We start from the raw sequence: 20,288 nt of genomic DNA, 5'->3' as shown, positions 1-20,288 counted from the left end.
GGAAATTCTGAATCGGACGATTATACATGGTCGTCTTGATCGCGGCGAACCCGGCTAGCGTTTCCGCATATCATGCACCCGAGCTTCAATGCCCAGTGACCGCAACTGCTTGTAATGCCCCCGCGCCTGGTTCAATACCGCCGGATCATTATGGGCAACCAGTGCCAGGCGGCGGTATTGGTCAGCGTCTTCAGGCAGCGCTGAGGACAATACGATGACGGTGTCCCAGTCCACCGCGGCTGGCGGGTAGAGCAAAATGCCGACGGGGTCGGAGCAAGGTGTGGTTGCTGCTTTGGCGATGCTGTGAGGGATGAAGGCTTCGGGGGTGAAGTTCCACAACAGGTCGTCGAGTTCCAAGGCCTGTTCTTCGGTGTCACAAAGAACGCACACACGGTCGCCCTGCTGCCAAGCTTTGTCCACGAGTTTGGCAGCGTGGAGGTTGCGGGCGGCGTGGGTGTTCTGGGCGAGGATGTGGAACCAGTAGCGCTGGTTTCTGTCGTCCTGGCCGGAGGGGCCGGCAGCTGGGCTGCCGGGCTCCGGTGGGTTTGGCTGGTTACCCTGCATGGGTCATCAGGTAGTCGACCAGCAGGGGGACCGGGCGGCCGGTGGCGCCCTTGGCTTTGCCGGAGTTCCAGGCGGTGCCCGCGATGTCCAGGTGGGCCCAGCGGTAGTCCTTGGCGAAGCGGCTCAGGAAGCAGGCGGCGGTGATGGTGCCCGCGGGGCGGCCGCCAATGTTGGCCATGTCCGCGAAGTTGCTGTCGAGCTGGCTCTGGTATTCGTCCCACAGAGGCAGGCGCCAGGCGCGGTCGCCGGTGCGTTCGCCGGCGGCGAGCAGTTCGTTGGCCAGTTCGTCGTTGTTGGACAACAGCCCGGTGGCATGATTGCCCAGGGCGATAATGCAGGCGCCGGTGAGGGTAGCCATGTCGACCACGGCTGCCGGGTCAAATTTCTTCACGTAGGTGAGGGCGTCGCACAGTACCAGGCGGCCTTCAGCGTCCGTGTTGAGGATTTCGACGGTCATGCCGCTCAGGGTTTTGACGATATCGCCGGGGCGGGAGGCACCGCCGTCGGGCATGTTTTCAGCGGCAGCGATCACGGCAACCACGTTGATCTTGGGTTTGGTTTCAGCCAGGACTTTCATGGTGCCGAATACGCTGGCAGAACCGCCCATATCGTATTTCATTTCGTCCATGCCTTCGCCAGGCTTGAGGCTGATGCCGCCGGTATCGAAGGTGATGCCTTTCCCCACCAGTACGTAGGGTTTGTCTTTGGCCTTGCCGCCACGGTATTCCATCACGATCAGGCGCGGAGGCTGCTTGGAACCTTTGCCTACGGCCAGGATGGTGTTCATGCCCAGTTTTTCCATCTGCTTCTCGTCCAGAACTTCGGTCTGGATGGAGTCGTAGTCTTTGGCCATGGCCTTGGCCTGTTCGGCAAGCCAGACCGGGTGGCAGATGTTGGGTGGGGTGTTGCCCAGGTCTTTGGTGTAGTTCATGCCGCGGCCGGTGGCCAGGCCAAGGTTGAAAGCATCTTTCAGGGACTTGCCGGCGCCGGATGCCTGTACCACAACTTTTTTCAGTTTGCGGGCGGCAGGCTTATCGCTTTTGAATTCGGTGAAGGTGTAGAGCTGGTCTTCCAGAATCCGGCCAATCAGGTTTAGCCGGGCTTCTTCAGAGCTGACCGCAGCTTCGCCCTGAACCGCAGTATCGGTCAGGCTGATCAGTGCACTTTTGGAGGGGCCATCTTTCAATGCGCCGGTCATGGCAATCAGGCTCTTGCGGTAGGCTGTGGCTGTGCGGTCTGCATCTTTGCCGGTGCCAATTACCACAACGCGCTGCCAGGGCTGATCCACCAGGGGCAGGGTATTCACGGAGGCGTTCTTGCCGGTCAGGTCGCCGGCTTTCTCGAGTTGCTTGATCAGTCCGCCCAGCGCGTCGTCTGCCGCTTTGGTGGATTCTGGCCACTCGCCTTTCTCAGGCAGGCCGATAACCAGGCAGTCGGCTTTGGTGGCTGTGATGGCTTTGCTGCTCAGGCTGAAATTCATGGCAACTCCGTTGTCAGATTGTGCTTTATTCAATTGAATTGAATGTTGATGGCAATGCTCATAAGGATTGGGGCAAAGCCTTTATTAATCAAGCCGGGTGCCCGCTTCGTTACGATGGTTTTATCGTGTAGGCCCCGTACTGTCATTCGTCGGCGAGGTTACATAGAATACGCGCTGTTCTCCTTAACCTCCATCTCCAATGACGGCGCCGCCAGAGAGACTGATTTGAGTATTATCTTCCGTTACCTCATTCGCCAGATCATGGTCAGTATGCTTGCGGTGTCTGGCATTCTGTTGCTGGTGTTTATGAGTGGGCGTTTTATCAAGTATCTGGCCGATGCTGCTGAGGGCGAGATTGCGGCCGGCGTCCTGTTTGCGATTATGGGGTATCGTTTCCCCGGGTTTCTGGAATTAATTCTGCCTCTGGGCCTGTTTATCGGAATTCTGCTGGCCTATGGGCGGATGTACCTCGAAAGCGAGATGACGGTGTTGTTCGCCTGCGGTGTGAGTGAAAAGCAGTTGCTGGCGAAAACGTTGCTTGGAGCGCTGCCGGTCATGCTGGTGGTGGGGGCCATGAGTCTTTACATCTCTCCCTGGGGCATGAAACAGGTGGAGCACATCTTTAACGAGCAACGAAAGGCCACCGAGTTTGAAATGCTGGCCCCGGGGCGGTTTCAGGACTTTACCTCCGGCGATCGGGTTACTTACACCGAGGCCCTGAGCGACGACAAGCGCCAGTTGCAGGGGGTGTTTATTGCCGAGTACGACAAGGATGGTAAGGGTGTCACTCTGATCACTGCGGAGTCTGGTTCCCAGTTTATTGATGAGGAAACCGGCAGCCGGTTTCTGGTGCTGGAGGATGGTGGTCGTTTTCAGGGCACTCCCGGCAGGCTTGATTACAATGTCACTGAATTTGAAGCCTACGGTTTGAAGATTGTCAGCGGCCAGGAGGGCAGTAAGGAGCTGGAGGAAGGCCTGAGCACTCTGGCACTGTGGCATTCAGATAATCCGGAAGATCGTGCTCTGCTGCATTGGCGAATATCGCTACCGCTGATTGTGCCGATCGTTACCTTGCTGGCCGTTCGGCTCAGTCGGGTGAATCCCCGCCAGGGGCGTTTTTTCCATTTATTGCCGGCAATGCTGGTTTACATCACCTATCTGGGTTTACTGATTGTGGCCCGGGATGCGCTGGCGGATGAAAAGGTGCCTGAGTGGGTGGGTATGCTCTGGGTGCATGCGCTGTTCCTGGCGCTCGGCCTGTGGCTGCAGTTTGGCCCCGGGTGGCTGAACCGTCGTCGTCTTGAGAGGGAGGGGCGCCAGCGTGCATAAGATCGATGGTTATGTCATGCGTACCGTTGGCGGCGCCATGTTCCTGGTTATGGTTGTGGTGTTGTCGCTGGATGTGATCTTTGCGTTCATTGCTGAACTGGAAGATACGCGCAACGAATATCAAACCCTGCAGGCGTTGTGGTATGTGGCGCTGACCTTGCCCCGGCGAATCTACGATTACCTGCCTCTTGGTGCCTTCATGGGGTGCCTTGTCGGCCTCGGCTCCATGGCCAGTTCCTCGGAGCTGACGGTGATCCGGGCAGCCGGCGTGTCGCTCAAACGCATTGTCTGGTCCGCCATGAAGCCGGCATTGATCGTGGTTCTGCTCGGCGTGGCGATAGGTGAGTATGTCGCGCCGATCACCGAACGCATTGCCCAGAGTGACAAGGCGGTGGCGTTAGGTGCGGGGAGCAGCATGGCTTCCGCCGAAGGGGTGTGGCATCGCGAAGGCAATACCTTCATGCACCTGAATGCGGTTCAGCCAAACGGTGTGTTGCATGGGGTTTCGATGTTCCGGTTTGACGATGCCCGGCAACTGCAGGTTGCCAGCTTCGCCGAGCGTGCCATCTACCAGGGCGACTACTGGTTGCTGGAGAACGTGACTTCCACCCGTATTGAACCGGAGCGGACCGTGCGTGATGTGAGTGCGTCACTGCGTTGGGAGACCGGCCTGTCGCCGAGCGTGCTGAGTGTACTGATTGTGAAGCCGGAGAATCTGTCGATGACGGGCCTGTATACCTACGCGGCCTATCTCGGAGAGCAGGGGCTGAGTGCGGCACAATACTGGCTCGCGTTCTGGAAAAAGGCACTGATGCCCCTGGGCACGGCGGTGATGGTGTTGGTCGCCATCTCCTTTGTGTTCGGGCCACTGCGGTCTGTGACCATGGGGTTCCGGGTATTTACCGGTCTGCTGGTGGGATTGCTGTTCAAGTATATGCAGGATCTGCTGGGGCCGATGAGTATGGTTTATGGCTTTAATCCGCTGATCGCGGTGCTGGCTCCGATTGTTGTTAACGGTATTGTCGGAGCCGTCCTGATGCGTCGGGCAGGGTAGTGCCGGACCTATTTTTTCTCGGGCCTGGCCACCTGAACAACCACGCTGTTGGAGGTGCGGTCGGTCAGCGACAACCCATTGATGGGATAGAACAGCGCGATGATGGCCGGGATGCTGAGCAACAACGTCAGCGCGCCCAGGTAGTAGGCGCCGAGAATGCTCAGGAAAACGATGATCGCAGCGGTAACATAGCGAATCAGGGCCTGGGTCCAGCTCACGGAGGTGCCATCAAGATTCTCGATGCGAACGCGCCATACCTGCATGCCGAGGGTCTGGCCGATGCGGGTCCAGAAGTAGGCGAAAAACAGATACAGCACCAGAAACAGAACGAAGGTCAGCCCCGGGTCTCCTGAGAGTTCACCGGCTTCGGCCATTTGTTCATAGCGATCCCAACCCGTAATCCATCCAGCAATCATGGTGTATACCCAACTGGCGACAAGCAGCACGGCGATACTGATCAGTCCATCGTAAATAATGGCCAGGGCGCGTTTCAGGCCGGTCGCCGGTGGCAGAAGTTCATCGGCTTCATGAAAGCGTCGGGGCATGGCGTCTCCTGTGAGTTTTCACGTTTTTCAAGTTCTCGGCGTGTGCTAGAGTAGCCGATTTGCACACGCATGTAAGTAATCGCATTTAACCTCAGACCCGGCGGTTCATTCGGCGGGTGTCTGGCAAGGTGTATCAGGTCGAAAGGTATCAAAGGTCTATGAAAACCGCAGAGTTGCGACAAGCATTCCTCGAATATTTCCAGCAGCAAGGGCATGCCATTGTGCCCAGCAGTTCACTGGTACCCCACGATGATCCCACTCTGCTGTTTACCAACGCGGGGATGAACCAGTTCAAGGATCTTTTCCTCGGCCGCGAGGAGCGCGACTATACACGAGCGACCAGCTCCCAGAAATGTGTGCGTGCCGGTGGCAAGCACAATGATCTGGAGAACGTGGGCTATACCGCGCGCCACCATACCTTCTTCGAGATGCTTGGCAACTTCAGCTTCGGCGATTACTTCAAGCGCGAGGCCATTAATTTTGCCTGGACTTTCCTGACTGGCGAACAGCACCTCAACCTGCCCCAGGAGAAGCTGTGGGTAACGGTTTACGCCGAAGACGACGAAGCCTTTGATATCTGGAACCAGGAAATCGGTGTGCCGGCGGAACGGATTGTGCGCATCGGCGACAACAAAGGCGCCCGCTACGCCTCCGATAACTTCTGGCAGATGGGTGATACAGGACCCTGTGGCCCGTGCACCGAGATTTTCTTCGATCACGGCCCGGATGTGGCAGGTGGGCCTCCCGGCAGCCCGGAAGAAGATGGCGACCGCTACATCGAAATCTGGAACGTGGTTTTCATGCAGTACAACCGCACTGCCGATGGCGAGATGCTGAACCTGCCCAAGCCCTCGGTGGACACCGGCATGGGGCTTGAGCGGATTGCTGCGGTTCTGCAGGGTGTTCACAGTAACTACGAAATCGACCTGTTCCAGGACCTGTTGAAGGCGGCATCCGACATCCTGGGTGGTGCGGCCACCACAGAAGCGTCTCTGCGCGTGGTGGCGGACCATATCCGTTCTTGCGCCTTCCTGATTGCCGACGGCGTGATGCCGTCCAACGAAGGTCGCGGCTTTGTTCTGCGCCGAATCATTCGTCGCGCAGCTCGCCACGGCAACAAGCTCGGTGCTACCCAGCCGTTTTTCTACAAGCTTACCGGCGCTCTGGTTGAACTGATGGGCGAGGCTTATCCGCAGCTGGTGAGTAGTCGCAAGCAGATCGAAAAGGTGTTGCTGCAGGAGGAAGAGCAGTTCGCCAAGACCCTGGACAAAGGCCTGCGCCTGCTGGAGCAGGACATTGCGGAGCTGAAGGGTACCGAGATTCCCGGTGAAACCGTGTTTACCCTTTACGATACCTATGGGTTCCCGGTCGATCTGACCAACGATATTGCCCGCGAGCGTGGCCTGACTCTGGATTACGAAGGCTACGAAAAAGCCATGGAGGCCCAGCGCGACCGGGCTCGTGCCGCCAGCAAGTTTGGTATCGACTACAATGCCGCCGGCATCACGATTGAGGGCAAGACCGAGTTTACCGGTTATGACCACGTCGACGGCCATGAACGTATCCGCACGGTGCTGGTCAACGGTGAGGAGCGTAACGCGGAAGCGGGTGATGAGTGTGTGGTGGTATTGGAGCGCACGCCGTTCTATGCGGAGTCTGGTGGTCAGGTGGGTGATACCGGCCTGCTGACCTGGAGCGGTGGCCGCTTCCAGGTAACCGACACCCGCAAAGAAGGGGATAACCATCTGCATGTGGGCACCCTGATTGAAGGTGAGCTGTTCCCCGGGCTGGAAGTGGATGCGCGGATTGATCATGCCCGTCGTGAGCGCACCAAGCGCAACCACTCGGCTACGCACCTGCTGCATGCGGCCCTGCGCAATATCCTGGGTGAACACGTTACCCAGAAGGGCTCGCTGGTCGACCCGGACAAACTGCGATTCGACTTCTCCCATTTCGAAGCCGTGACGCCGGAGCAGCTGAGAGAGATCGAGCGTACGGTTAACGAACAGATCCTGGAGAACACGCCGGTAGATATCGACATTACCGATATGGATACCGCCAAGGAAAAAGGAGCGATGGCTCTGTTCGGCGAGAAGTACGGCGATGTAGTACGGGTGCTCACCATGGGTACCGACAAATACTCTGTTGAGCTGTGTGGTGGTACTCACGTTGCCCGTACCGGCGATATCGGGTTGTTCCGCATTACCTCCGAAAGCGGCATTTCCTCTGGCGTTCGTCGTATTGAGGCTGTAACCGGGTTGGGTGCGCTGGAATGGGTTGATGAAACCGAGCGTACACTGCGCGAGACCGCACGTCTGGTGAAGGGCACCCGTGATTCTGTCGTCGACAAGGTCAAGCAGGTTCTGGACCGCAATCGCCAGCTTGAGAAGGATGTCGATGCCCTGAAAGCAAAACTGGCGAGTTCCGCGGGTACTGATCTGGCTGGTTCCGCGGTCGAAGTGGCAGGCCTGAAAGTGGTGGCCTCCGAGATGGAAGGCGCTGACCGCAAGGCCTTGATGGAAACTGCGGATCAGCTCAAGAACAAGCTGGGCGAGGGCGTTGTGGTGCTGGCCACTGTCGAAGACGGAAAGGTGGTGCTGGTGGCCGGTGTTACCAAGTCCGCCACCAACCGCATCAAGGCTGGCGTTTTAATGAAGCATCTGGCCTCGCTGGTAGATGGCAAAGGCGGCGGTCGCCCCGACATGGCCCAGGGTGGTGGTAATGATCCATCCCGTCTGGCCGAAGCCCTGGCTGGTGTACCGGCCTGGGTTGAGCAAAATATCGGGTAAACAACTGTTTTCTGATACGGGCGGAGGTTTATAATCCCGCCCGTTTGTTTTTAATGGCGGGGCGCCTAGCCCCGTTGTGACACCCCGTTTCGGAGTTTGGGAAACATGGCTCTGCTGGTTCAGAAATTTGGTGGTACGTCCGTCGGGACAACCGAGCGGATTGAAGCGGTAGCTGACAAGGTCTGTCGGTTCCGCAAAGAAGGGCACGATGTCGTGGTTGTGGTCTCGGCCATGAGCGGTGAAACCAACCGTTTGATTGCACTCGCCAACGATATTATGGATGAGCCTACCCCCCGTGAGATGGACGTTCTGGTTTCCACCGGCGAGCAGGTAACCATTGCCCTGTTGTCCATGGCTCTCCAGAAGCGGGGCTGCGATGCCCGGTCCTACACCGGTTCCCAGGTCAGGATTCTCACGGACAGCAGCCATACCAAGGCGCGTATCAAGCAGATTGATGAGCAGCGCATGCGGGAAGATCTGGATGCCGGTCGGGTGGTTGTGGTAGCCGGCTTCCAGGGCATTGATGACAACGGCAATATCACCACGCTCGGCCGTGGCGGTTCTGACACCACGGCGGTTGCCCTGGCGGCGGCACTGAAAGCCGATGAATGCCAGATCTATACTGATGTAGATGGTGTTTACACAACTGACCCCAGGGTAGTGGACAGTGCCCGCCGGTTGGAGCGCATTACATTTGAAGAAATGCTCGAGATGGCTAGTCTGGGTTCTAAGGTACTCCAGATTCGCTCAGTTGAGTTTGCAGGTAAATACAACGTTCCATTAAGGGTGTTGTCCAGCTTTCAGGAAGGCGAGGGCACCCTGATTACTTTTGAGGATGAGAACGCCATGGAACAACCGGTTGTTTCCGGCATTGCTTTCAATCGTGACGAAGCCAAGCTGACTATCTCTGGTGTACCCGATACACCGGGCAGCGCACTGCGGATTCTCAAGCCCGTCAGTGATGCTAATATCGAAGTAGATATGATCGTTCAGAACGTGGGCGAGGATAACAAGACTGCCTTTACGTTTACGGTGCATCGCAACGATTTCAAACGGGCCCAGGAAGTGTTGCGCGGTGTTACCGCCGAGCTGGGTGCCGGTGAAGTGGGTGGAGATACCAAGATCGCGAAGGTCAGCATTGTGGGCGTGGGTATGCGCTCCCATGCGGGCGTTGCAACCAAGATGTTTGAAGCGCTGTCCAATGAGGGCATCAATATTCAGATGATCTCCACGTCAGAAATCAAGATTTCGGTGGTGATTGATGAGAAGTATCTCGAGCTTGCCGTTCGCGCACTGCACAGTGCGTTCGAGCTGGATAAAGCCGGGGTGGAGGAGAGTGCCTGAGGCGGGAAGTCTCAAATGCTCTCTGATCAAGGTCATTGAAGATAGCTATCAGGGTTCAGGTAAGTATAAGTATTTCTGCGTCTTTAGTGTCTGAAGTGATCTCATTATAAAAGCAATAAGTAAACAGTAGTGTTTGTCGGAACAGGTAGCTCTGGAATAGGGAGTAAGGGATATGTTGATTTTAACTCGCCGTGTTGGCGAAACCCTCATGATCGGCGACGAAATTACCGTCACCGTTCTGGGTGTAAAGGGGAATCAGGTACGCATCGGTGTGAACGCGCCAAAAGATGTGGCGGTTCACCGCGAAGAAATCTATCAGCGAATTCAATCTGAAAAAGGCTCCGAAGAGCCGGAATCGGGCAATCGTTGATCAGTTAAAAAGCCGTTCGAGGGTAACCCGGACGGCTTTTTTGATTGTGGGGAAAATCGGCCAGAAAAAAGTCGTGTCAACCCTATGAAAACAGAAAAATTATGGTAGTATACGCCCCGTTCTCAAGGAGAGGTGGGTGAGTGGCTGAAACCAGTTCCCTGCTAAGGAACCGTACGAGCAATCGTACCGAGGGTTCGAATCCCTCCCTCTCCGCCATTTTCTCCCCGGAGAGAAGTGAGAACAGTTGAGGTAGCACTCAACGTTGCGATGCGCGGCTGTAGCTCAGCTGGATAGAGTACCTGGCTACGAACCAGGCGGTCGGAGGTTCGAATCCTCCCAGCCGCGCCAACATCGCAAATCAGTTTCAAGCGGCTGTAGCTCAGCTGGATAGAGTACCTGGCTACGAACCAGGCGGTCGGAGGTTCGAATCCTCCCAGCCGCGCCATATTAAAATCAAAGCGCCTCAGTTTGTGTACCTCACAGGCTGAGGCGTTTTGCTATACAAAATAAAAAAACCCCGCCTTGTGCGGGGTTTTTTATTGTCTTTACCACATCAAATCGTCGGGGATTTCATACCCTGCATACGGGTCGTCTTCGCCTGCGTCATCCTGTTTTCGGTCATGCATTGAGATGATGGCGCTCTCGTCGCGCTCCATAATCTTCCGGGCCACCCTGTCCGGGACAATCTCATAGTTGTCACCCAGCGCCACAATGGCCAGACGGCCGCGAGAGAGTTGGTCCACCATCTGTTCGTTCACCAGAATCTTCTTGATCTTCTTGCCGTCGACAAACTGGTAGGAGGTTTCGCCGCGGCTCCGGTCCAGGCGATTGGTTTCAATCAGCTGCCGAATCTGTGCCTGAATCGCCTTTTTCTCAGCCTCTTTCTTGCGCTCAAGGTTGAGCTGCCGATCCCGCTCGGCCTTTTCCTGGCGAGCCTTGCGGGCGCGCTCTTCGGCTTCGTTTACGGTCGTGGCGCCTTTGGGCTGTTGCTTTCTCTGTTTTCGTTTTTCATTTCGTACTTCCCGGGCTTTCTTTTCGTCGGCCAGCCCGGCCTTTAATAACTGTTCCTGCAGTGAGGCCATCAGCGACTCCGTGAATTCATGATAAACTGGTGCGATCAAACGTTAAGTATACGCCGTCAGCATTCTCTCAATAACCCATCACAACCCACCCCACGGATTTTTCTATGTCATCTTTTAAAGCGCTTGGTCTTTCCGCGGCCATGCAGGCCAATCTTGATCAATTGGGTTACCAGCAACCCACGCCGGTTCAGGCAGAGGCAGTTCCGCTTGCGTTGGCGGGCAAGGACGTGATTGCCATGGCGCAAACCGGCAGCGGCAAGACAGCGGCGTTCGGGATACCGATTATCGAGACCATCGTTCCGCGACGCTTCCAGGTTCAGAGTCTTGTTCTTTGTCCCACCCGGGAACTGGCGGATCAGGTGGCCAAAGCGTTGCGAGAGCTGGCACGGGCCAAAGATAACGTGAAGGTGCTGACGTTGTGTGGTGGTGTGCCTATCGGCCCTCAGATCGGGTCGCTCAGCCATGGCGCTCATATCGTCGTGGGTACCCCTGGCCGGGTAGATGACCACTTGCGCAAAGGTACGCTTTCGCTGGATGGCTTGAAAGTGCTGGTGCTGGACGAGGCGGACCGTATGCTGGATATGGGGTTCGAGGAGGTGGTCACCAGCATTGTCTCCCAAGCCCCCGGTGGCAGGCAGACGCTGCTGTTCTCCGCCACCTGGCCGCCGGCCATCAGAAAGCTGAGCGAGCAATTCCAGAGCAAGCCGGAAGATGTGCGGGTGGAATCAAAAGCGGCCACCATCACCATTGAAGAATCCTTTTACGAAATTCAGCCGGATCAGCGGGCGGCGGCCGTGGCAGCGCTGCTTTCCCGTTTCCAGCCGGTGTCGTCTCTGGTGTTTTGTACCACCAAACGGGACTGTGATGAGCTGTCGGATGAACTGGGTCGTCTTGGCTTTTCGGCGTTGTCGCTACACGGCGATCTGGACCAGCGTGAACGGGACAGCGCTCTGGTTCGATTTGCCAACCAGAGTTGTACGGTACTGGTGGCTACCGATGTGGCGGCAAGAGGGCTCGATATCAAAGGGCTACCACTGGTCATCAATGCCGAGCCTGCGCGGGATCCCGAGGTGCACACCCATCGGGTGGGCCGTACCGGCCGGGCAGGCGAGCAGGGGCATGCGGTTACTCTTTGCACTCCGCGCCAGGGCCACAAGATTACGCGCCTGGAAGCGGAGCGGGGCGAGCCGGTGTTGTGGGGCGATACGGAGGCGTTGCTGGCGGAGGCGTTGCGCCCGGTTACGCCGGCCATGAAAACGCTGTGCCTGGCTGGCGGTCGCAAAGACAAGGTGCGCCCTGGCGACGTGATGGGAGCTCTTACCGGCGAGGCTGGTATTCCCGGCGCTGCCGTTGGCAAAATCGACCTGTTCGATTTTCAGTGCTTCGTGGCGGTTGAGTCCCGGTGGGCGTCCCAGGCGCTGGCGCGGCTGGAGAAAGGTAAGGTGAAAGGCCGGAAATTCCGGGTTAGATATGCATGATTAGAGCTGGGTGAGATTGTCTCAGCAGCTGTCATTTCAGGCCGGGACGCTCGGAAAGTCCCTATAGAAATGCGTGCTTCAGGTTGCTCCTGGTCATTGAAAACGGTAAATTACGCAGGATTTTGCCTCCCGAATTGTTCCGCCGGGCCATTAGACTTTAGTTTTAGTGGTGGCTTGTCGGGCGGTACGGGGAAATCAACAAACCAATACAGGTAGCTGTTCGATATGAATGAGCTGATGTCACAAGCCGTAGACTTGATGATTGCCGGCATGGGCTTCGTGTTCGTGTTCCTGATTATTCTGGTATTCGCGACCGGCCTGATGTCCAAAATCATCCTGCGGTTTGCGCCGCCAGAGCCGGCAACCCCGGCCAGAACGCCACGTGCCAAGCCGAAGGCGCCCACGTCGGTTGACCCTGACACCGCCGAGGCCATCAAGAAGGCGATTGCACAATACCGGTCACGCCACAAGAAGTGACCCCGGTACACGATTAGAACCTTTTAACAGAAGGCTGACACGATGACTGACACGAAAAAACCGCTGGGGATTACGGACGTAATTCTGCGTGACGCCCACCAATCCCTGCTCGCCACCCGCATGCGTCTGGACGACATGCTGCCAATCGCCGAGAAACTCGACAAAGTGGGTTTCTGGTCGCTGGAATCCTGGGGTGGGGCTACCTTTGATGCCTGTATCCGTTACCTGGGCGAAGACCCCTGGGAGCGCATCCGCGAACTTAAAAAAGCCATGCCCAATACTCGCCAGCAGATGCTTCTGCGCGGCCAGAACCTGTTGGGCTATCGTCACTATGCGGATGATGTGGTTGACCGTTTCTGTGAGCGTGCCGCCGAGAACGGCGTAGACGTGTTCCGTATTTTTGATGCCATGAACGATCCCCGCAACATGGATCGCGCGATCAAGGCCGTTCGCAAGACCGGCAAGCATGCCCAGGGTACGATTGCTTACACCACCAGCCCTGTGCACACCATCGATATGTGGGTAGATCTGGCGAAAGAAGTCGCCGACATGGGCGCAGATTCCATCGCGATCAAGGACATGGCCGGTATTCTCAAGCCGTATGTGGCCTATGATCTGGTCAGCCGCCTGAAGAAAGAGCTGGATATCCCTATCCACATGCAGTGCCACGCCACCACCGGCATGTCGACCGCTACCGCCATCAAGGCTGCGGAAGCCGGTATCGATAACGTGGATACTGCTATTTCCTCCATGAGCATGACCTATGGTCACTCGCCCACCGAGGCTGTTGTTGCCATCCTGGAAGGTACCGATCGTGACACCGGTCTTGATCTGAACCTCCTGGAAGAAATTGCCGCCTATTTCCGCCAGGTGCGCAAGAAGTATGCGAAGTTTGAGGGCAGCCTGCGCGGCACTGATTCCCGCATCCTGATTGCTCAGGTACCGGGCGGCATGCTGACTAACATGGAAAACCAGCTGCGTGAGCAGAACGCAAGCGACAAGTTTGACCAGGTGCTGGAAGAAATTCCCAAGGTTCGTGAAGACCTGGGCTTCATTCCGCTGGTGACCCCGACCTCGCAGATTGTCGGCACCCAGGCGGTACTGAATGTTCTGACCGGCGAGCGTTACAAGTCCATCTCCAAGGAAACCTCCGCCATTCTGAAGGGTGAGTACGGCGCAGCGCCAGCCCCTATGAATAAAGAGCTTCAGGAGCGTGTGCTGGATGGCAAGGAAGTCATGACCTGTCGTCCTGCAGATGTGCTTGAGCCAGAAATGGACAAGCTGACCGACGAACTGAAGAAGCTGGCGGACGAGAAGGGCATCAAGCTGGCCGACAATCTTGAAGACGACGTGCTGACCTACGCGCTGTTCCCACAGATCGGCCTGAAGTTCCTGGAGAACCGCAACAACCCGGATGCGTTCGAGCCGGTACCGACCGCAGAAGACGCCGCACCGGCCAAGAAAGCCGCAGGCCCGGAGACTTACACCGTTGAAGTTAACGGCAAGAAGTTTGTGGTGGCGGTTTCCGAAGGTGGCGAGATTACCCAGATCCAGGGTGACGGTGGCGCCGCGTCTGCTCCGGCCGCTTCCTCCGCACCCGCTCCGGCGGCAGGCGAAGGCGAGCCTCTGGTGGCACCGCTGGGTGGTAACATCTTCAAGGTTCTGGTTTCTCCGGGTGACACCGTTGAGGAAGGTGACGTGCTGATTATCCTCGAAGCCATGAAGATGGAAACCGAGGTTCGCGCACCGAAAGCCGGTACTATCGGCGAAGTCTTCATCAAGGTCGGTGATGCCGTCTCCCCTGATGATGAAATGCTGACAATCGCATAAGGGCCAGCATTCCATGGATAAATTAATGACACTGTGGACAGGCAGTGGCCTGTTCAACATCGAGCTGGGCCAGGTGATCATGATCGCTATTGGCCTGTTGCTTCTCTATCTTGCGATCAACAAGAAGTTTGAGCCGTTGCTGCTGGTGCCCATCGGGTTTGGTGGCATTCTGGCGAATATTCCGGAGGCAGGGCTTGCCCTGACTGCGGCTGAAAACGCTATTCACTTTGCTTTGCAGGGTGGCAACTCCAAGGTTCTGGCTGCACTGGCGGCGCCGCTGGATGTGGCCTATCAGGTCGGACAGGCGATTACGCCTGAGCTGAAAGAAGCCTTCAAAGTAGCGGTGAAAGAAGCCAGTTATTCCGAAATGGCGATGGCCAACTCCATTGCGCAGGATTACGGCTACGGCAATGGCATGCTGTATAACTTCTACTCTGTGATTATCGGCAGTACCGTTGGTCCTCTGCTGATTTTCATGGGTGTAGGGGCGATGACCGATTTCGGCCCTTTGCTTGCTAACCCCAAAACCCTGCTTCTGGGTGCGGCTGCGCAGTTCGGTATTTTCGGTACCGTTATTGGCGCGGCGTTGCTGGACTGGACGGGAATACTGGAGTTCAATATCCTCGAGGCCGCTGCAATCGGCATCATTGGTGGCGCCGACGGCCCCACCTCCATCTACGTATCCAGCGTACTGGCCCCGCATCTTCTGGGTGCGATTGCCGTCTCTGCTTATGCGTACATGGCGCTGGTGCCGATGATCCAGCCGCCGATCATGAAGGCGCTGACCAGCGAGAAAGAGCGTGCCATCAAGATGTCGCAGCTGCGCCCGGTGAGCAAGAAAGAGAAGATTGTCTTCCCTCTGGTTGTTCTGATTGCCGTGGTTCTGTTCCTGCCCGATGCGGCTCCGCTGCTGGGTATGTTCTGCTTCGGTAACCTGATGCGTGAGTGTGGCGTGGTAGAGCGTCTGAGCGATACCGCACAGAACGCGCTGATCAACATCGTAACCATCTTCCTGGGTCTGTCTGTTGGCTCCAAGCTGATGGCCGACAAGTTCCTGGATGGCCAGACGCTGGGTATCCTGGGCCTGGGTATTGTGGCTTTCGGTGTAGGCACGGCTTCCGGTGTACTGATGGCGAAACTGATGAACAAGTTCACCAAGGAAGCGATCAACCCGTTGATTGGCTCCGCAGGTGTATCCGCGGTGCCGATGGCGGCGCGGGTCTCCAACAAGGTGGGCCTGGAAGCCAACCCGCAGAACTTCCTGCTGATGCACGCAATGGGTCCGAACGTGGCCGGTGTTATTGGCTCTGCGGTTGCAGCGGGGGTAATGATCAAGCTGCTCGGCTGATCCTTACCGACACTGCCCTGAAAACCCCGCCTTTGGCGGGGTTTTTGCGTTTGTGGTCAGTGGAAATCCCGGGAGCTGACCGGTAGCGAGTTGATCAGATGGCTCAAGTCAGACAGCTTGCCGGCCATGACATGAACGATATCCCCCTCTTTCTCGATGACTCCTTTGACGTGTAACAACCGGGCGGTGAGCAACGGTTTGCGCTGGCGGCGGGCGGTGTCTAGCCAGACGACGACGTTGACGATGCCGGTTTCGTCTTCAAGGGTGACGAAGGTGACGCCGGAAGCGGTGCCGGGCCGTTGGCGACCGGTGACCAGGCCGGCTACTTGTACGGGGATGCCGGGACGGGTGGCTTTGAGTTGGTCGGCGGTGAGGCAATGGCGCAGGTGGCCTTGTTCGCGGAGCAGGGCAAGGGGATGCCTTTGTAGTGTTAAACCCTGGCTGCTGTAGTCGGCCAGTACGTTTTGCCCTTCGGTGGGCTCCGGGAGCAGGTGGCAGGGTTCCGGTGTGTATTTGGTCATGGCTTCGTTAGCGAAGAGTTCGGCGGGCTCTTCGTGTTCGAGCAGTTGCCAGTAAGCCTGGTGGCGGTTGCGGGTGAAGCCGGGCATGGCGTTGGCGCCGGCGAGAAGTTCCATGTCGCTCTGGTTGAGGCCAGCTCGGGTGCGCAGTTCGGCGGCGCTTTGGTAACCGTTTGCCGGGCGGTTCTGGTGGACGCGCTCGGCGCCACTGCGAGACAGGCCTTGAATGATTCTAAGGCCAAGGCGCAGGTGCTGCTCCTGACCTTGCAGGGTGTGCTGCCACTGGCTGTGGTTGACGTCTGGTGGCAGCACGGAAACGTTGTGGCGCCGGGCATCCTGAACCAGTTGGCTGGGCGAGTAAAAGCCCATTGGCTGGCTGTTGAGCAGAGCGCAATAGAACGCTGCCGGGTGGTGGCGTTTGATCCAGGCGGAGACGTACACCAGCAAGGCAAAGCTGGCGGCATGGGATTCCGGAAATCCATAGCCACCAAAGCCGCAGATCTGTTTGTACAGGCGCTCGGCGAAGTCGGCATCGTGGCCCCGCTCCAGCATGCCCTGAATCAGTTTGTCGCGGAAAGGTGTCAGATCGCCATGGGATTTCCAGGCCGCCATGGCGCGGCGAAGTTTATCGGCCTCGCCCGCACTGAAACCGGCGGCAACCATGGCCAGTTTGATGACCTGTTCCTGGAAGATCGGCACCCCGAGGGTGCGCTCCAGCACCTGGCGTACGGCATCGTTGGGGTATTCCACCGCTTCCATGCCGTGTTTTCGGCGCAGGTAGGGGTGCACCATGTCGCCTTGTATGGGGCCCGGGCGAACGATGGCGACTTCGATCACAAGGTCGTACCAGGTTTCCGGTTTCAGCCGCGGGAGCATGTTGATCTGGGCGCGGGACTCCACCTGAAAGACACCGATACTGTCGCCTTTTTGCAGCATGGCGTAGGTGTCAGGGTCTTCCTGAGGGACATCCTGAATGGTAAACGGCGTGTCTTTCTCTTCACTGATCAGCGCCAGTGCTTTGCGAATGGCGGTGAGCATGCCCAGGGCCAGGACATCCACCTTCATCAGCCCCAGACTTTCCAGGTCGTCTTTGTCCCACTGGATAACCGTGCGCCCTTCCATGGCGGCATTCTCGACAGGCACCAGTTCTGAAAGCGGGCCGGCGCTGATCACGAAACCGCCCACGTGCTGGGACAGGTGGCGTGGAAAGCCCAGCAAGGTGTTCACCAGCGTGAAGAACTGATCCGCGACTTTGGGGCTGCGGGTCAGGCCCTTGTCCAGAATCTGCTGGCGCCAGCCGGTGGTCTTGTCACGCCAGTCGATGCCATCCAGCAGCTTCTCCACCAGTGTGGCATCAAAGCCCAGCGCCTTGCCCACATCCCGGATGGCGCTGCGGGGGCGATAACGAATCACGGTGGCGGCCAGGGCGGCCCGCTCACGGCCGTAGCGCTGGTAAATGTACTGAATAACCTCTTCACGCCGTTCGTGCTCGAAATCCACATCGATGTCGGGGGGCTCATCCCGGTCTTTGGAGATGAACCGTTCAAACAGCAGTTCCACATTGGCCGGGTTCACCTCGGTGATGCCCAGGCAGTAACAGACTGCGGAATTGGCTGCGGATCCCCGGCCCTGGCAAAGAATGCCCTGACGCCGGGCAAAGTCGACGATGTCGTGGATGGTGAGAAAATAGTGTTCGTAGCGCAGTTCGGCAATCAGCTCCAGCTCTTTGCGAATCAGTGCCTGCACCTTCATGGGTGTGCCCGATGGGTAACGCCGCCGTTCACCCTCCCGGGTGAGTCGCGCCAGAAACGATGTGGGTGTTTCGTGTTCCGGCACTAAATCGGGAGGGTATTCATAACGCAGGCTGCCAGGCTCAAAGCTGCAGGCTTCGGCGATTGCCACGGTCTCCCGAACCCAGGGCTCGGGGAATAGTCGCCGGATAACCGGTATCGGGCGCAAATAACGCTCGGCATTCTGAAACAGGCAGTGTCCGGCCTGTTCCAGCGTGGTGTGGTGGCGCAGAGCTGTCAGCACGTCCTGTAATGGCTGGCGTTCGCGGCGATGCATATGCACCTGGCCGGTTGCCACCACTGCGCAGCGCATTTGCTCAGCTAACCACCGTACGCGGACCAGTTGCTGTTCCTCGCCGGCTTCCAGTGTACGGGTCGCTGCAAGGCGTAGCCTGTGCTCGAAAATCCGTTGCAGCCATTCGCCGGTGATCAATGCCTGGTGCGCGTTGGTTTGTGATACCAGCGGTGGCAGCCACAGGCAGAGGCAGTGGTCCAGCGAATGGGTTTCGATGTCCCGGGTAAATAACCGGTATTGCCCTTTCTCAGCGCGTCGCCGCCCGGTGGTGATCAATTGGCAAAGCTGACCGTAGCCCTCGCGGGTTCGAGCCAGCAGTATGAACCGGGGTGGGGCAGTGGCGCCCTCGGGAGTATCGCTCAGTTCGAACCAGCTCCCGGTAATCAGCTTTACCGGGCTGTCTTTAAGGGCTGCCCAGGCTCTGGGGATGCCTGCCACCGAACAGGCATCGGTGATGGCAATTGCCCGATAGCCAAGCTCCGCGGCTTGCTCAGCCAGTTCATGGGGATGGGAGGCGCCGGTCAGGAAGGTGAAGTTGCTGAAGCAGAACAGCTCGGCGTAATCAGAATCCATCAGCCAAACCACCCGTGTATGTACCAGCCATCGCGAATATCCCGGAACACCCACGCCAACTGACCGCTGGACAACTGGGCAATATAGTAGTCACGGTGCACCCGCTGGCCGTCCCACCAGCCAGCACTGATGCGTTCCGGCCCCGAGAACCATCTGGCCGGAGGTTCTGCCAGTGGGTGCGGCGTGGATAACAGCCATAAAGGGCGCGCAGGCAGGCCAGAGACCTCTGGTGTTTCGCTGTGCCTGCTGGCCGGTTTTATGGCGGAGGCTGTCCAGGCAAACTCCGGGCGGTGGTCTGCCCGCGGTGCAAGCTGTTGCAATGCCTCAGTACCAAGGCGGGCCTGTAAACGACTGGCCAGCGTATGCCAGGCTTCATTCAGGTCCTGACCATCGCCCAGGAGGTCCTGGCCAACCGGGGCTTCCCGGCCCAGAAACCGCTTTACCGACAGGGACAGACTGATCACCGGTGCCCGCAGCGGGTGCTGATCCAGTTTCAGGCGCAGCAGTTTCAGAAAGCTCTCTGCCCGATGCTCCGGGCCAGTCGTTCGCAACGTTAACCGGGTGGCTTCTTCGTGCCGGTGTTGGAGTAAAAGATGCAGGGTGTCGGTGTCCTGTTGGCGCCAGCACAGGTCTTCTTCCAGCTCGGTCAGAATCCGCTGCAGCGCGAACAAAAGCCCCTGGGCATGCTCCACTTCCTGAATAAAATCGGCCCGCTGGCGGAATCGGTGCGGGGGGTGCCAGGGCGATTTGGGGTCTGGCCTGGTGCCCTGGGCTTTTTGTATACGTGCCAGCAGCTCCGGGGATAGCCTCCGTGCCAGTTCCCGGGCTGGCAGATTGAAGACTTCAGCCAGCGTATTCAGTCCCAGGCGATGCAGGCGGGTACAGGATTTTTCATCAAAACCCGCAGCCACCAGAGGCAGTTTGCCCAGGGCCGTCAGAATGTGGCCTTTGTCTGCGGTGCACTCGCCTTTGCCTGCTTGCGCAAGGAGCTGAGCCGCCAGTGGCGTATGCCCAAGAGCCAGCCAGGCAGTGAGTTGCCGCTCTGCCAGAGCCTGCTCGACCGTTTGCCAAACGGCGGGAAGCCCGCCATATAGCCGCTGGAGGCTGCTGACTTCAGCCCACAGACCGTGCGGCGGCGACAGGGTAATGTGGGCCGCGTAACGGTATAGCCAGCGGGCCTGCTCTTCCAGCAGATTGGCTTCCTGTTGAGAATCGAGATGCAGAATCACCAGGTCTGGTGCCAGGCCCAGTGCGGTCTTGAGGCGCATGCCCGGCCGAATACCCAGGTGATCGGCTTCTGGGCAAACCTGCAGAATAGCCTGCCCGGCAAGATCGACCACCGCAAGTGCGCCCTGAGTTTGCTGGCTGCGGCGAACATGATCCAGCAGCAGGTGAGGGAAGTGCAGATACAGCCACAACATG

Annotated in this window: 15 protein-coding genes and 3 tRNA genes; 12 read left to right on the top strand and 6 right to left on the bottom strand. The window is 57.9% G+C overall.

The features are described from left to right. Nucleotides 1-54 precede the first annotated feature (54 nt). Both OZ656_RS12495 and OZ656_RS12490 read right to left on the bottom strand, forming a co-directional pair. On the bottom strand, nt 55-564 hold the full coding sequence (locus OZ656_RS12495) for a DNA polymerase III subunit chi (protein WP_011784476.1): 510 nt from the start codon (nt 562-564) through the stop codon (nt 55-57). After that, a complete protein-coding gene (locus OZ656_RS12490; protein WP_041656703.1) occupies nt 554-2,044 on the bottom strand; it encodes a leucyl aminopeptidase in 1,491 nt (496 codons plus the stop codon). The genes OZ656_RS12495 and OZ656_RS12490 overlap by 11 nt, the downstream gene beginning before the upstream one ends. Before the next feature lie 225 nt (nt 2,045-2,269). On the opposite strand from OZ656_RS12490, the gene lptF reads away from it, so the two are divergent. Beyond that, nucleotides 2,270-3,373 (top strand): LPS export ABC transporter permease LptF, encoded by a 1,104-nt coding sequence (lptF, locus tag OZ656_RS12485; RefSeq protein WP_114435061.1) that lies wholly within the window; start codon nt 2,270-2,272, stop codon nt 3,371-3,373. Then, entirely contained in the window at nt 3,366-4,427 is a 1,062-nt protein-coding gene (gene lptG, locus OZ656_RS12480) for an LPS export ABC transporter permease LptG (protein ID WP_022991724.1), read from the top strand. The genes lptF and lptG overlap by 8 nt, the downstream gene beginning before the upstream one ends. Nucleotides 4,428-4,435: 8 nt before the next feature. On the opposite strand, the gene OZ656_RS12475 is transcribed toward lptG, so the two are convergent. Continuing rightward, the gene (locus OZ656_RS12475) at nt 4,436-4,972 is read right to left on the bottom strand and encodes an RDD family protein (RefSeq protein ID WP_011784480.1); all 537 of its coding nucleotides are present in this window, start codon (nt 4,970-4,972) and stop codon (nt 4,436-4,438) included. Between the two features lie 158 nt (nt 4,973-5,130). On the opposite strand from OZ656_RS12475, the gene alaS reads away from it, so the two are divergent. The 6 genes from alaS to OZ656_RS12445 all read left to right on the top strand — a co-directional run bounded on the left by alaS (nt 5,131) and on the right by OZ656_RS12445 (nt 9,920). Beyond that, nucleotides 5,131-7,761: an alanine--tRNA ligase gene (gene alaS, locus OZ656_RS12470; protein ID WP_199451769.1), complete on the top strand. Its 2,631-nt coding sequence runs from the start codon at nt 5,131-5,133 to the stop codon at nt 7,759-7,761. Nucleotides 7,762-7,866: 105 nt separating this feature from the next. Beyond that, nucleotides 7,867-9,105: an aspartate kinase gene (locus OZ656_RS12465; RefSeq protein ID WP_011784482.1), complete on the top strand. Its 1,239-nt coding sequence runs from the start codon at nt 7,867-7,869 to the stop codon at nt 9,103-9,105. A 172-nt stretch (nt 9,106-9,277) separates the two neighbouring features. After that, on the top strand, nt 9,278-9,475 hold the full coding sequence (gene csrA / locus OZ656_RS12460) for a carbon storage regulator CsrA (RefSeq protein ID WP_011784483.1): 198 nt from the start codon (nt 9,278-9,280) through the stop codon (nt 9,473-9,475). Nucleotides 9,476-9,601: 126 nt separating this feature from the next. Next, nucleotides 9,602-9,691: transfer RNA gene (locus OZ656_RS12455), tRNA-Ser, on the top strand. 55 nt (nt 9,692-9,746) lie between these two features. After that, a tRNA-Arg gene (locus OZ656_RS12450) sits at nt 9,747-9,823 on the top strand. A 20-nt stretch (nt 9,824-9,843) separates the two neighbouring features. Continuing rightward, nucleotides 9,844-9,920, top strand: a tRNA-Arg gene (locus OZ656_RS12445). Nucleotides 9,921-10,020: 100 nt separating this feature from the next. On the opposite strand, the gene OZ656_RS12440 is transcribed toward OZ656_RS12445, so the two are convergent. Further along, complete coding sequence (locus OZ656_RS12440; protein ID WP_153741340.1) at nt 10,021-10,557, bottom strand: DUF2058 domain-containing protein; 537 nt, start codon at nt 10,555-10,557, stop codon at nt 10,021-10,023. Nucleotides 10,558-10,661: 104 nt separating this feature from the next. Between OZ656_RS12440 and dbpA the strand changes: the two genes are divergently transcribed. The 4 genes from dbpA (at nt 10,662) to OZ656_RS12420 (ending at nt 15,690) form a co-directional block, all read left to right on the top strand. Further along, nucleotides 10,662-12,035 carry an ATP-dependent RNA helicase DbpA gene (dbpA, locus tag OZ656_RS12435; RefSeq protein WP_153741341.1) on the top strand — a complete coding sequence of 458 codons (1,374 nt, stop codon included), beginning with the start codon at nt 10,662-10,664 and terminating at the stop codon, nt 12,033-12,035. A gap of 225 nt (nt 12,036-12,260) precedes the next feature. Continuing rightward, nucleotides 12,261-12,512, top strand: a complete 252-nt coding sequence (locus OZ656_RS12430) for an OadG family protein (RefSeq protein WP_011784486.1) — start codon at nt 12,261-12,263, stop codon at nt 12,510-12,512. A gap of 42 nt (nt 12,513-12,554) precedes the next feature. Then, a complete protein-coding gene (gene oadA / locus OZ656_RS12425) occupies nt 12,555-14,342 on the top strand; it encodes a sodium-extruding oxaloacetate decarboxylase subunit alpha (RefSeq protein ID WP_183581307.1) in 1,788 nt (595 codons plus the stop codon). Nucleotides 14,343-14,355: 13 nt separating this feature from the next. Further along, nucleotides 14,356-15,690, top strand: a complete 1,335-nt coding sequence (locus OZ656_RS12420; RefSeq protein WP_031209652.1) for a sodium ion-translocating decarboxylase subunit beta — start codon at nt 14,356-14,358, stop codon at nt 15,688-15,690. 56 nt (nt 15,691-15,746) lie between these two features. Here the strand turns inward: OZ656_RS12420 and OZ656_RS12415 are convergent, their stop codons facing one another. After that, nucleotides 15,747-18,866 carry an error-prone DNA polymerase gene (locus tag OZ656_RS12415; protein ID WP_379944540.1) on the bottom strand — a complete coding sequence of 1,040 codons (3,120 nt, stop codon included), beginning with the start codon at nt 18,864-18,866 and terminating at the stop codon, nt 15,747-15,749. Then, entirely contained in the window at nt 18,866-20,287 is a 1,422-nt protein-coding gene (locus OZ656_RS12410; RefSeq protein ID WP_023007869.1) for a DNA polymerase Y family protein, read from the bottom strand. The genes OZ656_RS12415 and OZ656_RS12410 overlap by 1 nt, the downstream gene beginning before the upstream one ends. Between the last annotated feature and the right edge of the window lies 1 nt (nt 20,288).

Origin of the sequence: Marinobacter sp. LM1 (assembly GCF_042763285.1) — a bacterium.
GTDB classification, from domain to species: domain Bacteria; phylum Pseudomonadota; class Gammaproteobacteria; order Pseudomonadales; family Oleiphilaceae; genus Marinobacter; species Marinobacter nauticus.
This window is presented reverse-complemented; position numbering and strand designations above follow the sequence as displayed.